This window comes from Aureibaculum sp. 2308TA14-22 (assembly GCF_040538665.1).
GTDB lineage: Bacteria > Bacteroidota > Bacteroidia > Flavobacteriales > Flavobacteriaceae > Aureibaculum.
Window position 1 is genome coordinate 1371384 of record NZ_JBEWXT010000001.1, and the last position, 18726, is coordinate 1390109.

21 protein-coding genes are annotated in these 18726 nt (G+C 33.7%); 7 read left to right on the plus strand and 14 right to left on the minus strand.

What is annotated here, in order from left to right:
* Nucleotides 1-12: 12 nt before the first annotated feature.
* Both U5A88_RS06020 and U5A88_RS06025 read right to left on the minus strand, forming a co-directional pair.
* Complete coding sequence (locus U5A88_RS06020; RefSeq protein WP_354204670.1) at nucleotides 13-771, minus strand: MBL fold metallo-hydrolase; 759 nt, start codon at nucleotides 769-771, stop codon at nucleotides 13-15.
* A 9-nt stretch (nucleotides 772-780) separates the two neighbouring features.
* Complete coding sequence (locus U5A88_RS06025; protein ID WP_354204672.1) at nucleotides 781-1302, minus strand: DUF7935 family protein; 522 nt, start codon at nucleotides 1300-1302, stop codon at nucleotides 781-783.
* Between the two features lie 209 nt (nucleotides 1303-1511).
* Here U5A88_RS06025 and U5A88_RS06030 point away from each other — a divergent pair, with 209 nt between their 5' ends.
* Both U5A88_RS06030 and U5A88_RS06035 read left to right on the plus strand, forming a co-directional pair.
* Complete coding sequence (locus U5A88_RS06030; protein WP_354204674.1) at nucleotides 1512-3116, plus strand: hypothetical protein; 1605 nt, start codon at nucleotides 1512-1514, stop codon at nucleotides 3114-3116.
* 28 nt (nucleotides 3117-3144) lie between these two features.
* Nucleotides 3145-3969 carry a T9SS type A sorting domain-containing protein gene (locus tag U5A88_RS06035; protein WP_354204675.1) on the plus strand — a complete coding sequence of 275 codons (825 nt, stop codon included), beginning with the start codon at nucleotides 3145-3147 and terminating at the stop codon, nucleotides 3967-3969.
* Nucleotides 3970-4067: 98 nt separating this feature from the next.
* On the opposite strand, the gene U5A88_RS06040 is transcribed toward U5A88_RS06035, so the two are convergent.
* From U5A88_RS06040 to U5A88_RS06065, 6 genes are all read right to left on the minus strand, one after another.
* Nucleotides 4068-5654: a peptide chain release factor 3 gene (locus U5A88_RS06040; protein ID WP_354204677.1), complete on the minus strand. Its 1587-nt coding sequence runs from the start codon at nucleotides 5652-5654 to the stop codon at nucleotides 4068-4070.
* A gap of 110 nt (nucleotides 5655-5764) precedes the next feature.
* Nucleotides 5765-5983 carry a hypothetical protein gene (locus U5A88_RS06045; RefSeq protein WP_354204679.1) on the minus strand — a complete coding sequence of 73 codons (219 nt, stop codon included), beginning with the start codon at nucleotides 5981-5983 and terminating at the stop codon, nucleotides 5765-5767.
* 8 nt (nucleotides 5984-5991) lie between these two features.
* The gene (locus tag U5A88_RS06050) at nucleotides 5992-6405 is read right to left on the minus strand and encodes a hypothetical protein (RefSeq protein WP_354204680.1); all 414 of its coding nucleotides are present in this window, start codon (nucleotides 6403-6405) and stop codon (nucleotides 5992-5994) included.
* A gap of 2 nt (nucleotides 6406-6407) precedes the next feature.
* Complete coding sequence (locus U5A88_RS06055; protein WP_354204682.1) at nucleotides 6408-6950, minus strand: RNA polymerase sigma factor; 543 nt, start codon at nucleotides 6948-6950, stop codon at nucleotides 6408-6410.
* Nucleotides 6951-7284: 334 nt separating this feature from the next.
* Nucleotides 7285-7752: a hypothetical protein gene (locus U5A88_RS06060; RefSeq protein WP_354204684.1), complete on the minus strand. Its 468-nt coding sequence runs from the start codon at nucleotides 7750-7752 to the stop codon at nucleotides 7285-7287.
* 95 nt (nucleotides 7753-7847) lie between these two features.
* A complete protein-coding gene (locus U5A88_RS06065; RefSeq protein WP_354204685.1) occupies nucleotides 7848-8558 on the minus strand; it encodes a peptidylprolyl isomerase in 711 nt (236 codons plus the stop codon).
* 62 nt (nucleotides 8559-8620) lie between these two features.
* Here U5A88_RS06065 and U5A88_RS06070 point away from each other — a divergent pair, with 62 nt between their 5' ends.
* Genes U5A88_RS06070 through U5A88_RS06085 form a run of 4 tightly spaced genes read left to right on the plus strand, consistent with a single transcriptional unit; the run spans nucleotide 8621 to nucleotide 11266 of the window.
* Entirely contained in the window at nucleotides 8621-9088 is a 468-nt protein-coding gene (locus U5A88_RS06070) for a TlpA family protein disulfide reductase (protein WP_354204686.1), read from the plus strand.
* The gene (locus tag U5A88_RS06075; RefSeq protein WP_354204687.1) at nucleotides 9085-10305 is read left to right on the plus strand and encodes a hypothetical protein; all 1221 of its coding nucleotides are present in this window, start codon (nucleotides 9085-9087) and stop codon (nucleotides 10303-10305) included. Before U5A88_RS06070 ends, U5A88_RS06075 begins: the two co-directional genes overlap by 4 nt.
* A 17-nt stretch (nucleotides 10306-10322) precedes the next feature.
* Nucleotides 10323-10850 carry an isopentenyl-diphosphate Delta-isomerase gene (gene idi, locus U5A88_RS06080; RefSeq protein ID WP_354204688.1) on the plus strand — a complete coding sequence of 176 codons (528 nt, stop codon included), beginning with the start codon at nucleotides 10323-10325 and terminating at the stop codon, nucleotides 10848-10850.
* Complete coding sequence (locus tag U5A88_RS06085) at nucleotides 10847-11266, plus strand: 6-pyruvoyl trahydropterin synthase family protein (RefSeq protein ID WP_354204689.1); 420 nt, start codon at nucleotides 10847-10849, stop codon at nucleotides 11264-11266. The genes idi and U5A88_RS06085 overlap by 4 nt, the downstream gene beginning before the upstream one ends.
* On the opposite strand, the gene U5A88_RS06090 is transcribed toward U5A88_RS06085, so the two are convergent.
* Entirely contained in the window at nucleotides 11251-12510 is a 1260-nt protein-coding gene (locus U5A88_RS06090; protein ID WP_354204690.1) for a cystathionine gamma-synthase family protein, read from the minus strand. The two genes, U5A88_RS06085 and U5A88_RS06090, sit on opposite strands and share 16 nt — an antisense overlap.
* 157 nt (nucleotides 12511-12667) lie before the next feature.
* Here U5A88_RS06090 and U5A88_RS06095 point away from each other — a divergent pair, with 157 nt between their 5' ends.
* Nucleotides 12668-13126 carry an Lrp/AsnC family transcriptional regulator gene (locus tag U5A88_RS06095; protein WP_354204692.1) on the plus strand — a complete coding sequence of 153 codons (459 nt, stop codon included), beginning with the start codon at nucleotides 12668-12670 and terminating at the stop codon, nucleotides 13124-13126.
* Here the strand turns inward: U5A88_RS06095 and U5A88_RS06100 are convergent.
* The 5 genes from U5A88_RS06100 to U5A88_RS06120 all read right to left on the minus strand — a co-directional run bounded on the left by U5A88_RS06100 (nucleotide 13123) and on the right by U5A88_RS06120 (nucleotide 18663).
* A complete protein-coding gene (locus U5A88_RS06100) occupies nucleotides 13123-13749 on the minus strand; it encodes a sugar O-acetyltransferase (RefSeq protein ID WP_354204694.1) in 627 nt (208 codons plus the stop codon). The two genes, U5A88_RS06095 and U5A88_RS06100, sit on opposite strands and share 4 nt — an antisense overlap.
* A 29-nt stretch (nucleotides 13750-13778) precedes the next feature.
* Nucleotides 13779-14621, minus strand: coding sequence for a hypothetical protein (locus U5A88_RS06105; protein ID WP_354204696.1), 843 nt, complete (start codon nucleotides 14619-14621; stop codon nucleotides 13779-13781).
* A gap of 71 nt (nucleotides 14622-14692) precedes the next feature.
* Complete coding sequence (locus U5A88_RS06110; protein WP_354204697.1) at nucleotides 14693-15883, minus strand: Gfo/Idh/MocA family protein; 1191 nt, start codon at nucleotides 15881-15883, stop codon at nucleotides 14693-14695.
* A gap of 3 nt (nucleotides 15884-15886) precedes the next feature.
* Nucleotides 15887-17215 (minus strand): Gfo/Idh/MocA family oxidoreductase, encoded by a 1329-nt coding sequence (locus U5A88_RS06115; RefSeq protein WP_354204699.1) that lies wholly within the window; start codon nucleotides 17213-17215, stop codon nucleotides 15887-15889.
* 77 nt (nucleotides 17216-17292) lie between these two features.
* Complete coding sequence (locus U5A88_RS06120; RefSeq protein ID WP_354204701.1) at nucleotides 17293-18663, minus strand: 3-keto-disaccharide hydrolase; 1371 nt, start codon at nucleotides 18661-18663, stop codon at nucleotides 17293-17295.
* Nucleotides 18664-18726: the final 63 nt, after the last annotated feature.

Sequence of the window (18726 nt, forward strand, 5' to 3'; positions counted from 1 at the left end):
ATAGTTGTGAATCTAATTTGAATACCAATCCTTTAGCCTAACCTCAATTTCAGTATTTTTATCATTGACTAACTTCTTAAAAGCCTTTGTGTCACTCATATTAGGTTTTCCTCTATAATGGTATGGATATACAATCTTGGGCTTAAACTCTAGAACAGCATCAGCCGCCTGATTAATGTCCATTGTATAAGGTAAATTCATACATACAAAAGCAATATCAATATCCTTTAATGTCCTCATTTCTTTTATATCCTCGGTATCTCCGCTGATATAAATTGCTTTGCCGCCAAGGTTTAAAAAATAACCATTTCCACGACCCTTAGGATGCCTTGAAGTTTCGTCTTCTGGTAAATTGTACATGGGCAAGGCATTGATAAAAATATCGCCTTGAACAGACATTTCACCATTTCTTATAATTTCTAATTGGTTACCGTAATCATCCTTTAGCATTTCTGCCACCGCAGAAGGAACAATAAATTTTGCCTTTTTGGTATCTAAACCTTTTAACGTTTCTAAATTGGTATGATCGCCATGAATGTCGGTAATTAAAATCAGGTCCGGAGCAGCTATTCCCTTAAATAGTGCTGCCCCGCCGTAAGGATCTACATAAATGGTAGTATTATTCCATTGTAACACTAAAGTGCCATGTATTATGGGCTGAATTATAATATCACCTTTATTAGATTTAATAGTATCTGCTGGTGTATTCTGACCAAATGCTATACTATAGTTTAGCAGCAAATAGGTAATCAATAGAATATTCTTTTTCATATTTTATTATCAAATGATTTTTTTAACTTCCATTTTTACATACTCAAGAGCTACTTGAGTTGGTGTTTCTTCATTTAAAAGTTTTTGCAAAACAGCTTCTCTCATGGCATTGGCAGTTTTTACTTCACCCTCTAACATGGTTTCTTTTAATATATTTAACGTACTGTTTTTTGCAGTGCTGATAGTCTTCCAGCAATCACTGCTGATATAAATTTGTTGAGCCAAATTATGTTCATATTCTTGTTCAACATTGGCTATTAATTTTTTAAAATATTTTGTTTTATCCTCACTAGACGGTACAACCCTTACCAATAAATTATTTGGAGAAATTCGTTCTAAAAAAAGAGCCATTCGTTCATAAGCCTGTAAACGTAAAGGCAGTGCTGTTTTTTGATTTTCTTTTAAAAGATTATAATTCCTTCTATTAGATTCATTTTTACTCAGTTGCTTAAAGAAAAAAATGGCTACCAATCCAGTAATAATTGCAGGAAGTGTATAGCTTAATAATTCAATAATTTTTGTTGTATCCATTCGTTAGATTAAAATTGAGTTCCAAATTTATGTATTTTTTTGAGTTTTTAAGCTAAAAAATTACAATTAAAAGGTGCATAAAAGTTGAATTTATTTAAAAAAATAAAAAAAATCGACATATAGGGGTAGGAATTTTTTATAGTTAGTTGTTTAATTAATAATAGGAGTAAAAAAAGCGATTTTTTCGCTAGTCTAATTAAACGCTAAACATGATGAAAAAAAATTACGTAACACAATTGGTTGTGATGGTTTTATTACTATCTCAACTTACGGCATTTTCAAAGGAAAATCCAAAACCAACTTCAAAAAAAATACCGATTAAATCAAATTCTTTTACGAGTTCAACCGATCCAGGATGGTCTTATAGCTGTGATGACGGTATTGAAGTAGAATTATTTAGCTTAGGCTTAAAAAACAATGTGCCAGCAACTTTGAGTATTGGTGATATTACCAATATGGATAGGGTAGTTGTAGAAATAGTATATAAAGGGAATAACCCTGGAAATACTATTGAAATTAAGGATGATTCAGGAAATACGTATGCCGCAACCAGAGTAGTGCCCACTGGTGGTAGCTCTAATGTATGGTATTACAGAACTGAATTACCAGCTACAACTGAAATTAGCTACTCAAATACCAAAGAAGCAAAACATGCACAGTCAATGTTAGCTTATGTATTCAGAAAAAAGAACAACGGAACTGCCACTTCCGGAGTTTTTACTGCTTTAAGTGGATTCAATAATATTGAAACGACTACAATTCCCATTCAAACAGATTCGGGACCAAGAACGGTAACGGTAGAATTACCCATTTCTGAATTAACACCAGACGGAAGATATATTCATATTGAAGTTTCAGCCGCTGATGGAAGTTTTGCAGAGTTAACAGAAACCATAGATAGTTTTCCTTCAGGTGAGTGTTGTATTAAAATTTTTGAACTTACTATGACTGAAGTTGCAGGTACAGTAGATGAAATAGAAATAAAAATTGATACTCGTAAAAATAAGAATGGTCAAACTGTATATGGCCAATCGTGGGTTATGGGAGGTGCAGTTAAAACAAATGTAAGATGTAGTTGTGTAGAGAATGATACCGAATTACCTACAGCGAACAATTTTGTAGATTATATACTTATTGAGGATATGTCTCAACTACCTGAGGTTACTTTCTCTGATAATTGTTCAGAGGTTACAATTGAGTACAAACAATATAAAAGTAGAGAATCTTGCGATATCGATCTAACAAATTCCAATATTAAGTTTAACGGAGTGCAGTCAAATAATGAATTTACCTATAACAAAGGTTATTACGTTCAGGTGTTAGATGGTTCTGCCAAGATTTTTGGAAAATTAAGGAATGATACAGATACTAATTCTGGATTTGACACTGATTTATACTTTGAAAAAGTAATGGGCTATGCCTTATGGATACAAGCAGGTGGTGAAGTTGACAATGCTGCGGATATTGACCGCCATAAATTTGCAAATGTAGATTTTACAAAGCCTAACCGTTTCAGTGGTTTCGGAGCAAATAAAAATGACAATGTCGAATTGGTAAACAGTAACCCTCATTATTTAGATATTGGTCCAAGAGATAGATACGGTTATCCGAATGTTTCTTTCTTATTATCTAATACGGGTACAGTTAATGGACAAACAATTCCAAGCGGGCAACATATAGAAATGAATGCTGCTTTTACTAAATGTGTTAGAGCTAGAGATGGTGCAGATTTATGGGTAAGAGAGTGGACAGTAACCGATGCTGCAGGTAATGTAGCGGTATTTGTTCAACGCGTAGAAATTGAAATTTATTAAGTCAATGTTAAATCAAAAATTTAGAAAGATGAAAAAATTAAATTTACTTTATATATTATTTTGTGTTGGCTTTATAGCAAATGCACAGTTACAGCACGAAGATTTTAATGCAGCTGGTATTCCAGAAGGATGGTCAGTTACAAATGCAGAAAACGGACATTCTTGGATGTTCGGTTATAAAAACGATTTAAAAGGAAGTGGAATTCATAATCCAGCTTCATTTCAATCAGGCGGTGTGGTTTTTAACGACTACAATGCTGGTGATTTTAACCATAATGTGGTTGGCTTAACAAGCCCTTCAATCAATTTGGTCGAAAAGAATATTATCGAGGCAAACATTGAAATTACTTATAACCTAAGATCTTTTGCTAACGACGGAAGCTTTAAAATAAATGTTTGGGATGGAGAGGTATGGCAAAATATTTTAACAACATCTGATGATTCAGGTGCTAAAGACAGTGGAGAACATACCACAAACATGTTTGATGTAACAGAATATATCAATAGCGATTTTAAAGTGCAATTTGTATATGATGATGAAAATTCACGTACATGGGGTCTAGGAATAGATGATTATAAGTTATCGGGTATAGAAGCATCAAAAATTGACGGCCTTGAAAGCATTGGTTTTAAATATTACCCAAATCCTGTAATTGGTGGTGAGTTGACATTGTTGTCTAGTAAAGATATTTCATCTATCAATGTTTATAATAGCATAGGACAACGAATAATGTTCAAAGAATCGTTAAACTTAGAATCTAAACTGAACATGAAACATTTGGCTTCTGGGGCTTATGTTGTAAAAGTAAACATAGGTGAGAACACAGGTGTGTTTAAAGTTATAAAACCATAAAGATTAGTGATTGTTGGTTAATTGAAAGAGGCTCTGTAATGGGGCCTTTTTTGTTTTTATCGCTTTGAATCACAATATCGCTGCCACTTCGAGCATTATTAAAATTCACTCGTAAAGTGCAGTTTCACGCTCGGGTATTTACTTTGCGTCATTTGAATAGTAAAAGCGGAATCAGCTAAAAACACCAATTGACCTTGTTTGTCTTTGGCCAAGTAACGTTGTTTGACACGCTTAAAATCAGCAAACTCATTGTTTTTAGAATCAGCAGGTTCTACCCAACAGGCTTTATGAACGTTTAGATTTTCATAAGTACATTTGGCTCCATATTCATGCTCTAATCTATATTGGATAACTTCATATTGTAACGCACCAACCGTTCCAATCACTTTTCTACCGTTCATTTCTAAGGTAAATAATTGGGCAACTCCTTCATCCATCAACTGATCCAAACCTTTATGCAACTGTTTGGATTTCATTGGGTCAGCATTGTTCACATAACGAAAATGTTCAGGTGAAAAGCTGGGTATTCCCTTAAAGTTTAACGCTTCACCTTCAGTTAGTGTATCGCCTATTTTAAAATTTCCAGTATCATGTAAACCAACAATATCACCTGGAAAAGATTCTTCAACGATTTCCTTTTTCTCGGCAAAAAACGCGTTGGGGCTTGAAAATTTTAGCTTTTTATTGTGCCGAACGTGCAAATATGGGGCATTTCGTTTAAAAATGCCAGATACAATTTTTACAAACGCTAAACGATCTCTATGTTTCGGATCCATATTGGCATGGATTTTAAATACAAATCCCGTCAATTCCTTTTCTTTAGAATCCACCAAACGCTCTTCAGCTTTTTTTGGTTGTGGAGAAGGGGCTATTTCAATAAAGCAATCCAACAATTCTTTTACTCCAAAATTATTTAAGGCCGAACCGAAAAAAACAGGTTGTTGCTTTCCGTTTCTATAGGCTTCCAAATCAAAATCAGGATACACCTCAATGGCCAATTCCAATTCTTCTCGTAATTGATTAGCGGCTTTTTCACCAATCATTTCATCCAATTCAGGGTTATTAACATCACTAAATTCAACACCTTCAGAAACTACTTGTTTTTTATCTCCAGAAAATAAATTCAGTTTTTTACCCCAAATATTATAAATTCCTTTAAAATCATAGCCCATTCCAATTGGGAAGCTTAAAGGCGTTACTGTTAAACCTAATTTTTGCTCTACTTCATCCAACAAATCAAAAGCATCTTTACCCTCACGGTCTAATTTATTGATAAAAACAATAATTGGAATATTTCGCATTCGGCAGACTTCCACTAGTTTTTCCGTTTGCTCTTCAACTCCTTTGGCAACATCAATCACCACAATAACACTATCTACAGCAGTTAAGGTTCTAAAAGTGTCTTCAGCAAAATCTTTATGCCCAGGTGTATCTAAAATATTGATTTTTTTATCCTTGTAGATAAAAGCTAGCACTGATGTAGCTACAGAAATACCACGTTGGCGTTCAATTTCCATAAAGTCAGATGTAGCCCCTTTTTTGATTTTGTTATTTTTTACGGCTCCTGCCTCTTGGATAGCACCACCAAACAACAATAATTTTTCTGTTAACGTAGTTTTACCAGCATCAGGGTGCGATATAATACCAAACGTTCTTCGGCGTTGTATTTCTTCTAAAAAGGACATGTTTATTTTTTATGGACGGCAAAGATAATGAACTTATCTTGACTTTTTCCTTTTCTCGAAAAATGACGTTAACCTAACCCTTTTCCCTGCTTTTTTGTGAAAGAGTAGTTTTAATCAGGTAAAGTTTTAATATAAAAACCATTCGTTTGTACCAAACCGATTACATCTTGCTCCGAAAGGTTTTTTGTAGATTCAATCCTAAGTACATTGTCAATATCTTCAAGGTCAATAGACCAGTTAATAATATCCTTATTGCCATTAAATACTGGTTTTAAAGATTTTACCTTCTTTTTTGATTTAATATCTGTCTTAAATATAAGTAGTTCCATAATTAATATTATTCTGATTCTGATGTATCGTCTTTGGTAGGATCAGCTTGTTTCTCTACAAATTGTTTATAATATTGGTCACCTTCCTCTTTCCAAAATTTATCATAGTATTTCCATTTAGAGAAATCGGTCTTTGAATCGTTTTTACAATCATCGCTCGAACTTTTTGACGATTTTCCACTACTGCCACCCGTACCACAACCTCCAAGAAGTATTTTAAACAATATAAATAAACCAGCAGCTTGCCAAAATGTAATTGTGGGCAAACCAAAAATTAATGGCATCAACCAGTTCCATAACCACATGACTACAAAGCCAAATAAAATGGCCAGTCCGGTTATGGCGATAGCACCAAAAATGATAATTCCAACAATTTCTATGGGTGATCTTTCTCTAAACTTATGAGTGAAAAAATTTTTCATGATTATTTAATTTTTTGATTATTAATTTCTAATTCTATTTTTTTATATAATATTCCAATTGCTCTATGTCTTCTGGACATTAGTGTTCCTATGGGAATCCCTGTTTCTTTTGAAATCTCTTTGTAAGTATATCCTTCAAAGTCTACCGCAATAATAATATCTCTATAGGCTGGTTTTAAGTGTTCAATGCATTTTTTCAACACCGAAATCATTAGATCTGGTGTATGGTCTTCTTCAGATGGATTTAATACTTCTGCTAATTCCAATAAATTGTTATCAATATCCGTTGAAGGTGATGATTTACCCGATCGCATTACATCAATAATTTTATTTTTGATGGATCGATACACAAAACCAGCTACATTATTTATAGGTGCATACCTATCGGCTCCTGTAAATAACTTTAAGGCGACATCTTGAATAATATCTTCTGCATCTCTATTGGCGGTATCACTTATTCGAGTGCTCACATACCTTTTGAGCGATTGGTATTCTCTTCCAAAAAAATCCTTAAGTTTTTTATTGTTATCTGATTCCAAGTTCATTTAAAACCTTTTATAAAGGGTCTTTGATTAAAAAGACGATACTTTTTTAATCTATTGCATTTTTTTCAATATTTTTTTAGGAAGTTAGTGAAGATTATGCTATTAATATAATAGCATTTCTTTTGGGGTGGGAGTGCGTAACACGGAGCAACAAAAGTTAGTTTTCTTGCTGAATGTGCTCCAACGGTCTAGTGTATGATTTCATTGTGTGTTTCAGCAACTAAATTAGTAAATACAAACCGAATATAAAATCCGCGAGGATTTTCGTAAGTAGGCTATAACCTGCAATTTATTTTATACAGTGTTGTGTGTTCGTTTTTTATTCAGTTTATTTTCAATCACAATCATTTCTTTCATTCATTATTGCTCTTTCGTTTAGGTACTTTTGAATAAATTGCTTTGATTTTCCTTCACGATTATAAGATGTACTCCCAATTAGAAAATGATATTTTTTTAAATTTCTTTCTATATAAATAGTATCAGAACATTTATTTTTAATTACTCGGTCATTTTCTTTTAAAAAATCATATAGAAAAGCAGGTTCATAATCATAATTCCGGCTATTTTCGATTCTATATCTATTATTCATGTTTGTAAGTAATAAGTATGTGTTCCCTTTTTCTTCAAAAATGTCTACAACCCTTTCGTCAAAAGTTGTACTCAAGAAAATATACTCGAAATTTCCTTTTTTCACAATAGTATAAATTGCAAATCCAATTAAAAATATGAATATAAAAATTACTGGCAGATATTCTTTCAAAGTATATTTCTTTCCGTCATGTTTTTCAATTAATTGTCTCAATTTCTTCTACAATTTTAAATTTAGATGCTCAAATTGCACATAACATTTGTACAACACTATTATGATTATTACCCTTAGATCTACTAGTTATTTTTTTACTTAATCACCTCAATCTCCATATATACATCTTCCAAGGGCCATTCGTCACGTCCGGTTTTAACTTTGGCAATTTTATTTAGTACATCAAAGCCACTAACTACCTCACCAAAAACGGTATGTTCACCGTTTATATGATGTGCACCGTTCTTGTTCTGAATAAAATAAAATTCAAACGGATTCGATTTTTTACTGATGTTATTTTCCCATTCTCGTGCTGCAGCTAAGGCTCCGAATTTGTGTTTATGATGTTTTCTAAATTCTGGCGGTATAGTATAATTTTCGTACTTATTTTTTTGGTTTAAGGTTTTATACCCTTCAGAATTTCCGCCTTGTACAATAAAATCGGGTACGACCCTATGAAAACAGGTAGTATTAAAGTATCCTGCATTGACTAAAAACAGAAAACTGGCTCGGTGCAATGGCGTATCTTCATATAACTTTACGGTCATAGTCCCCAAACGGGTCTTAATGCGTACTTTGTTTTCTTCGTGCAATTTTCCATAAGCAATTAAAAAATCTATGGCATTTTTATGGTTAATGGAATCCCAAGCTTTTGGTTCAACTGTTTTAACTTCTTTGGGTGCAGTTTTTTCTGTTTTCTCAACAGGTTTGGGTTTTACGGTTTCTTGTTGTGCTTCTTTTTTACAACTAAAAATAAAACTGGCTAAACCGAATAGAAAAAGTATATTTAAAAATGTTCTTTTCATCACTACAAATATAAAAGTATTAAACCAAAAGGTTGTAAATTTGAAGTGTATAAAAAATCTATATGTCGTTAAAGCATTTTATTTTTTCTTTACTGCTATTAATAGTTATAAGTTGTGGCAAAACTACTAAATCAGAAAATACAGCAACCTATACTGATTTGGAAGGAAATGCTGTTGCTATTTCTTATTTTAAAGGAAAAAGGGTGTTATTAAATTTTTGGGCTACGTGGTGTTTGCCATGTTTGGAAGAAATGCCTTCTATGGAAAAAGCCCAACAAGTATTAGCATCGGAGAATTATGTGTTTTTATTTGCAACAACTGATAAGCTCAATAAAATTAATAGTTTTAAAGAAAAGCACAACTATCCTTTTCAATTTTTACGCTATCAAGAGTCGTTAGATAAATTAAATATCCATGCTTTACCAGTTACTTTTGTTTATAACACAGAGGGTAAATTGGTTAAGCGAATTGATGGTGCTACGGAATGGGATGCTGAAGAAATGCTAAATCTGTTAAGAGCTATACAATGAAAAAGTTAGTAGTTTTTTGTACAGTTTTAATTGGAGTATTGGCTTCTTGTAAAAAGAATAAGGCTGATATTACGATAAATGATATACCAGTTCCTGTAGCAAAAAGCAGTATGCAACCGTTTTTATTTGCTAATGGTGATGAATTATTACTCTCTTGGACGGAAAAAATAAATGATTCTTTAGCATCAATTCATTATGCAGAATATTTGAACGAAAAATGGTCTGCACCCATAAAAGTGGCTGAAGAATATAATTTGTTTGTCAATTGGGCTGATTTTCCTGCAATTGCAAAAAACAATGAGAATATATTGATCCATTATTTACAAAAATCTGCACCAACTACCTATGCTTATGATGTCCATTTATTGGTGTCTAGTACTAACGGTAACACCTTTAATACTGACTTTTTATTACATAATGACAATACCAAAACTGAGCATGGTTTTGTTACCATGCTGCCCTATAAAGACAACTTTTTTGTTACTTGGCTAGATGGTAGAAACATGACTGGAAACGAGCATGGTGAAGAGCATGGCAGTAATGGAGCTATGAATATTAGAGCGGCTACGGTTTTATCCACCGGAGATGTAATTGATGATGTACTACTAGATGCTAAAACTTGCGAATGCTGCCAAACCAGTGCAGCGATTACGGCCAAAGGCCCAATAGTTGTGTATAGAGATAGAACGGAGAACGAAGTGAGAGATATTTCCATTTCAAGATTCATTGATGGTAGTTGGACAATTCCAAAATCTATTCATAATGATAATTGGGTAATTAAAGGTTGTCCGGTTAACGGACCCAAAGCTACTGCATTTAATGCTACATTGGCTGTGGCTTGGTTCACCGCTGCTGATAATGTTCCGAAAGTAAATCTTATTTTTTCTGATGACAGTGGCAGCACTTTTAACAAACCGATCCAAATTGATGATGGTAAACCCATTGGTAGAGTAGATGTGGCCTTGTTAGATGAAGATAATGCATTGGTAAGCTGGATGGAATCGACCAAGAAAAACGCAGAAATTAAAATTTTAAAAGTAAATAAAGATGGAACAACATCTAAACCAATAGTAATAACTGAAATTTCAGCATCAAGGGCTAGTGGATTCCCTCAATTGGAATTGGTGAATGGTACAATTTATGTGGCTTGGAATGCTATAGAAGATGATACTACAACTATTAAAATGAAAAGTGTTGATACAACAATTTTTAATTAGTAAATTGCAACTTAATTATGGCAGAAGAACAAGTAATTTTAGTGAACAAAAACGATGAGCAAATTGGTACGATGGCCAAGATGGAAGCTCATGAAAAGGCCTTGTTGCATAGAGCATTTTCAGTATTTGTATTTAATGATAATGACGAGTTATTATTGCAACAACGTGCGGTCAGCAAGTATCATTCCCCTTTGCTTTGGACAAATACCTGTTGCAGCCACCAACGTGTTGGTGAAACTAATATTAAAGCCGGTAAAAGACGTTTGTTTGAGGAAATGGGTTTTGAAACCGAATTAAAAAATGTTTTCTCTTTTATTTATAAAGCTCCTTTTGATAATGGATTAACAGAACATGAATTAGACCATGTAATGGTCGGTAATTATAATCAAGAACCTAATATTAATACAGAGGAAGTACAAGCCTATAAATGGATGACTTTGAAAGCTGTAAAAAATGATATCGCCAATAATCCAAAAATTTACACCGAGTGGTTTAAGATAATTTTCGATAAATTTTATTCGCATATAAAAGAAGCAAAAGCATGAGAGTAACCGTGAATAGAAAAGCACATTTTAATGCGGCACACCGTTTGTTTAGAACAGATTGGTCCGATGAAAAAAATTTAGCGGTGTTTGGTAAATGTAGCAATCCAAAATTTCATGGACATAATTATGATTTGACGGTTTCGGTTACTGGTGAGGTTGATCCAAAAACAGGATTTGTGATGGATATGAAGATATTAAAAAACCTTATTAGAACTGAAATTGAAGAGGCTTTTGACCATAAAAATCTAAATGAAGAGGTTATTGAATTTAACGATGTTGATGGACTGAACCCAACCGCTGAAAATATTGTTATTGTTATTTGGAACAAATTACGCCCGCATATCTACGCAAAACACGATCTATCTGTTACGTTGTACGAAACCCCAAGGAATTTTGTGAGCTATAGCGGTAGTTGAAATTTTAATGCCTGCTTTATGTCTTTAATTAGGTCTTCTGAATTTTCTACACCAATAGAAAGTCGAATCAATTTGTCCGTAATTCCCATTCTTTCTCTGTGTTCTGGGTCAACGCCAGCATGAGTCATTGTTATTGGGTGTTCCGCTAGACTTTCTGTGCCGCCTAAACTAACGGCAAGCTTTATGAGTTTTAAGTTATTTAAAAACTGAAAAGCTTCTTTTTCTCCCCCTTTTATATCAAAAGAAATCATAGCTCCAGGAGCTTCACATTGTTTGGCATAAGTTACATAAGCTTCAGAACCTTTTTCTAATAATCCTAAATAGTTTACATTCTCTATGCTCGGGTGTTGATTTAAATAGTCAGCTATTCGTTGAGCATTTTTAGTTTGTTGATCCATTCTTACTTTTAAGGTCTCTAAACTTCGTAGTAATAACCAAGCCGTATTGGGGCTTAGCATATTTCCTAAAAAGGTACGTAGCGTTTTTACACGGATCATTAATTCAGTACTGCCCAAAACGGCACCTGCAATTAAATCACTATGTCCGCCAATATATTTTGTGGCAGAATATATCACCAAATCTGCACCAAATTTTAAAGGATGCTGCCATAATGGCCCCATATAGGTATTGTCTACAGCTAAAAGTACTTCTTTATCACTCGTACTAAAATGTTTGGCAATACCGCTATAAGTTTCAATATCCACTATTTCATTCGTAGGATTGGCAGGAGTTTCTAAATAGATTAATGCCAATTTATCTGCTTTTCCCGAAGCATTTATTAATTCAATAATATCCTGTTTAGATTCATCAGGATGAACTCCTAAAGTGTGAACACCTATCTTTGGTAAAAAGGTCTCAATAAAATGATCGGTACCTCCATATAAGGGATTGCTATGCACAAGCAAATCCCCCGGTTTTAAAAACTCTAATAACACAGTACTTATGGCGGACATACCACTTTCAAACACAGCACAATCGTCGGCTTTGTCCCATAAACACAATCTGTTTTCTAAAATTTCTAAATTTGGATTGTTAATACGGCTATAGATTAGCCCCAATTCTTCTTTAGGTGATTTATCTCGTAAACCATAGGCAACTTCAAAATAGGCTTTTCCCTCTTCAGCTGTTTTAAAAACAAAAGTTGAAGTTTGGAATATTGGGCATTTAACGGCTCCTTCTGATAGTTCTGGTTTATAACCATAACTCATCATTAAACTTTCGGGGTGCATATTTGATGTATCCATAATCATTGAATATATACCTCAAAGTTAACTCAATAAGATATAATATCTAATAGAAATATAAATAATAGAAAAATATTCTATACATTTGAATTTTAACATTAATTAATTCTAAACTACAGTGATTTAAGTTAATAATTTAGAATAAAACACTACAAAAATGCTGGACAAAATTGATAAATCGATACTAAAATTATTACAAAACAACGCCAAATTTACCATTAAGGAAATAGGGCAGCGGTTAAATTTAAGTGCTACACCAATTTTTGAACGTATTAAACGATTGGAAAAAACAAATTATATACACTCATATAGAGCTACAATCAATCGAAAAAAGATAGGATTATCATTGATGGTATTCTGCGATATTTCTTTAAATCAGCACGAAGCGTCCTATATTTCTAAATTTGAAGAAGACATAAAACAATTTACTGAAGTTATAGAATGCTATCATATTGGTGGTAATTTTGATTATTTAATAAAGGTAGTAGCTAAGGATATGGACGATTATCAATACTTTATAGCTAATAAATTAGCTTCGCTTGATAATATTAGAAAAGTACAAAGTTCATTTGTTATGAATGAAATTAAATCTACCGCCAGTTTACCAATAACTTAATTGTCAATTTCTTTAATAATTTTAGCAGGGTTACCACCCACTACAACATTATCAGGTACATCTTTGGTAACCACGGCTCCGGCAGCAATTACCGCACCATTGCCTATATTTACCCCAGGACAAATAATAGCCCCACCACCAATCCAAACATCATTGCCAATAGTTATGGGTTTGGCAAATTCCAGCCAGGTTGCCCTGGTTTTGGCGTCTAGTGGATGGTTTACCGTATAGAGCTGTACATTAGGACCGAACATAACGCGGTCACCAATAGTTACTTCAGCGGCATCTAAAATACAACAGTTGTAATTCATAAAAACCTGATTGCCCAATTTTATATTATAGCCGTAATCACAATAAAATGGAGGCTCTATAAATAAACCTTTACCTGTTTGTCCAAAAAGATCTCGAAATAAATTGTTTATTAACTTAGTATCGTTATTTGAAATTTGATTGATTTTCCGAAATACTAAACGTGTGTGGTGTCTCTCTTTGATAAGCTCTTTGTCGTTGGGATTGTAGAGTTCTCCCGATAACATTTTTTCTTTTTGAGTTTTCAATTGTAAGTATTTTCTAAAAATTATTTCGATATAAAAATAGCCATATTGTTGAAACAATATGGCCATTTATTAAATCTACGGGGTATACTACTTATTTAATTGCAATCTTCGTCTTCTCCTTCACTATTCCAGCAGTGCCAATCGTTATCACCAAAATGATAAGATGCCATTACGCGACCATTATTATTAGTTCGGTTCCATTCAATATCAACATCTACAAAAGTATCTTCGTCATCATTATATACATGAACATCATAAAAAGTATCAAAATCTCCAGTTTGTAAACCGTAAATAATATAGCTACCATTAAATTCGTCATCTTTACGTTCATCATTCAAGTCTCTTATGTAAGTATATTTAATATTCCCTATTTCATCGTTTTCTACTTTCCAATCTATACGCAACATGTTTTCTGGAAAAGCCGCACTGTTGTTTAATAACCAATAACCGCTTTTACCATCTGTATTAGAGACTCCAGAGAACCACATAAATTCATCAAAAGCACCTATACCACTTTTGGCAACATACATTTCCCAATGGACTTCGTTACCAGTTAATTCTCCAGTTAAACGAGCTGTATATTGACTTGTAAATCCATCAACCGTATATGTCCATTGCCATTTTGAATTACCTAGGTAAACCGCCTTATGATTAAAAGCTGTTTTGAATGAAGCTACTGGAACCGCTAATGTTGTAAATAGAGCAGTATTCCAGACTCCTACAACAGCAGCAGAATAAAACCAATTTCCAATATCTGCTTGTTTGGCATTATAGTCTGCAAGAGATTTTGTTTTAGTATTATTAAAATCTTCAAAATCCATTACCATTGAACCTTCAGGGGGCAAATTTGGTGCATCTGTATTTTCACTAGTATCATCGCATGATGTATAAACGAGAAGTGTTGCGAAAAAAATTAAAACTGAGAACCTTACTTTCATTATATTATAATTTAGTTATATCTATTGTAATATAATAACGAATGAAGTATAAATATATTTTGAATTATTATTTATAAACCAATCTCAGTGTGCCAATCAACAATTTTTTCATTATGCATCGCATCTAACCCCATTTGTACGCAAATAGCTGCTTTTGCACCAGTTTCAATGTTAGAAATAGGTTTTGTATTGTTAATAACACTATTTCTAAAATCAATTAATGCCTGTTTGCTCGGATTGGCATGTTCTACTTCTATAGGATAACCTTTGCCTTCAATAAAACTGGCTGTAGCTCCTGATACTCCATCAACATCGCCCATTTTCTTTTTAATTTTACCTTCTGGATAATACCAAGCGTTCGCAGCACCAAGTATTATAGTTCCTTTATCACCCATCACTTTTATTTGATAACCATCTTTAGCATTGCTAGTTAAGCTAGTAAATGATGCTTTTACGCCTTTTGGATAAGTGTAAATTAAATGCACATTATCATAAGTTTCTCTACCATCCTTCCAATAATCTATACCACCAACACCCATAACTTTATTGGGTGTTGCATCTAATATCCAATTTACAAAATCTATTTGATGAGAGCATAATTCGGCGACTAATCCCCCAGAAAATTCCCTATACATTCTCCAGTTAACGGCTTTTTCTAATTCAGGGCTTGGTACAGGTCTTCGCCAATTACCATTTCTGTTCCATTTACATTCTACGGTGGCAATTTTACCTACTTGTCCATTTTTTATTAAATCTACAACATGGGTATATAACTTAGAGCTATGGTATTGATGTCCAGTCTGAAATATATTTTTTGAGTTTTTGACCTTTTGCACTAAATCATTAATACTGTCAAAACCTTTAGCTAATGTTTTCTCGCAATAGACATGTTTACCCGCATCTATAGCGTCAATTGCAATTTTTGAGTGCGTACTAAAAGTAGTGGCAATTACTACGGCATCAATAGTCTTATCATCTAGTAAAGCCCTATAATCTTTATATCCCTTGGCTTTTCCTTCGGTCTTTTTCAACCCATTTTCTAGTCTAAAAGATAAAACATCGCAACAAGCCGATACATTTAGATTTTCTATTTGATTGATAAGCGGCGTAAGCCCCAGACCTCTATCGCCTGTACCAATAACACCAATATTTATGGTGCTATTGACATTTTTATTATGCAATATGTTCGCAGCAATAGATGTTGAAGAAGCAATTGCGACCGTAGCCAAGCCACTTTTAATTACAAACTCTCTTCTTTTCATTAATCATAATTTTGGTTCCCAACCCTTTTGGTAATTACGTTTCCAGCTTTTCATAGCCTCAGCATCATTTTTGATTTTGCCTGTTACTGTATCAACATTTATGGTGCGTTTTACATCTTGAGCAATGTTGCCATAGTGGCAAAGCATTGTTGAAATTGCGGCATCGGAAATCGGAGCATTTTGTTTTTCATTTTTTCTAATCGCATCAAAAAAGTTGGCTATGTGGGTTTTGTCTAAGTCGCCTTCACCCATAGTATTGGTTGTAGCACTTGTGCTTCTCTCATTGTGCAACTTGATTAGTTTACCGTCCAATCCGTATAATTCATAAGAGTTTCTGCTTAACGTAATAACGCCTTTACTACCATAAATTGTAGCTCCTCTACCTGGTTGTTTAGGCTGAATTAATCCACGACTATGTCCAGTCCATGTAATAAATTTATCATTTTTAAACTTGTAAGTAACTTGTTGATTGTCAGGAAATTCAAAATCATCATCGTAAGTAAATTTTCCACCAAATGAAGTTACACTTTCTGGCAAGTCAACACCTAATGCCCAACGGCAAATATCAATTTCATGGGTACCATTATTGTGTACTTCTCCAGTTCCCCAATTCTTGAACCAATGCCAGTTGTAGGGATGGATATTATCCCTGTAATTTTCTCTTGGTGCGGGTCCTTGCCAAAGTTCCCAATCCAATGTTTTTGGTACGGGAACTTCTTTACCAACACCAATTGACCCTCTATTATTTGAGTAATAGGCTTCACCTTTAAATACATTACCAATTATACCTTCATTAATTTCTTTGACCGCCAACATAGAAGTTTGAGCTGACCGTTGTTGGTTACCCATTTGCACTACTTTATTGTATTTTTTTTGAGCGACAACTAACAATTCATTTTCATGTGGATTATGACTACATGGCTTTTCAACATATACGTGTTTGCCAGCTTGCATAGCCATAATAGACATTGGGGCATGCCAATGTTCAGGAGTGGCAATAAAAACGGCATCAACATCCTTGTCTTCTAAAATTTTTCTAAAATCCTTTTCAACTTTCGGGATGTACCCTATATTCTCTTGACACCATTTATTGTGTTCTTCAATAATAATATCATCAACATCACAATTGTATAAAATCTTAGCATTTTCGTATTTGTGTATTGCTTTGCAATGTGCTTTTGCCCTACTTCTTACACCAATTACAGCGACATTGATACGTTCGTTAGAACCTATAATATCTGCATAGCTCATTTTTGGAAGTAACATACCACCCATAGCAAGTGCTGCACCACCAGTCGCAGTTTTTTTAATAAAATTTCTTCTTGATGTCATTTGGGTATTTTTATAAGTTATTACTATTATTTATTCTTAGTTCTTACTGCAACTGCCACTACCGACTGAGTACTTCTCTACAAGGGTTTAATTTTTATATTTTTAAAAGAAACGCGGTCACCATGATCTTGTAATAAGATATGTCCAGTTTCGGCTTCACCAAAGTTTTTCCAATCTACATATTTACTTTCAGAAACTAACTTTCTGTAAGCATCGCTTTTACGTTCATATTCTAACACTTTAGTACCATTGAGCCAATGCTCAACATGATTATTTTTAGAAATAATTCTGGCATTATTCCATTCGCCAATGAGGTTTACGTGCTTATTAGGATCGGCTTGTATTAAATCGTATAACGAAGCTACTGTACGGCTACCTTCATGATTTCCTAACTTGGCATCAGGATGTTTAGCATCGTCTAAAATTTGATATTCTAGTCCAATTGAAGAACCAGCACCTTTATTTAATTCAGTATCTACGTAGTATTTGATTCCACTATTAGCACCCTCCGTAAGTTTGAAATCGAGCTGCAATTCAAAATCACTATATTTTTCGGTGGTAACTATGTCACCGCCTGCTTCTGATTCTCCACCTCCAGAGGCCAAAACAGTAAGTTCTCCATTTTCTATAACCCATCCTTTTTCAGGAAAAGTTTTGAGCTTGGCACCACGCCAGCCGTTGGTAGTTTTACCATCCCATAAAAGTTTCCATCCATCTTTTGCTTGGTTTCCAATTAAGTTATTTTCAGTAATGATAGGCTTTAAAGGTGATTTTTTACTGTATTTTGCAAGACTATCTGTTAAGATTTTTATATTTTTCCACTGTATTTCTGTTCCTTCTTTATGGTCTTTTCCAATACTATGAACTTGAAGCCCTATAAATCCGCTATCGGTTGCGTCATCAATTAAATAGGCAGCTGGAACATTGTTTATCCATGTTTTTAACGTGTCTCCAATAGCTTCAATACGATAATGATTCCACTCATTTTGCTTAAAGGCTTGTTGTGCTTTAGGATTATCGGATAAAGGATTTAACCATCCGCGACGACCTTCATCATAAATACCAGCACTCCAGGCTCTTTTCGAAGGATCAATTTCAATTTGATAACCGTGTACCCGACCATTTTTATAATATGGAAAACTATTGCTGCGAATCTGAATACCAGAATTCATTGTAGAATCAACTTTATATTCCAATTCCAAAATAAAATCACCATACATTTTATTAGTAGTCATAAAAGAGTTAGGTGTATTGTGTACTGTAGTACCAACAATAATCCGATCTCTGATAGAATATTTTGCTTCTCCGCCTTTTTGAGTCCAACCCTCAAAAGTCTTACCGTCAAATAACGAAACCCATGGCGTATTATCCTTTTCGTTTTTGGTACAGTTGGTTTGAAATAGTCCGATTACAATGACAAATAGTAGGTGGTAAGGCTTTAGCTTCATAAATAGTAAGTTTTTGTAAAGCCCTAAAGTTAGGGAATAAAAAAAAGCCTATCAAATTTTGAT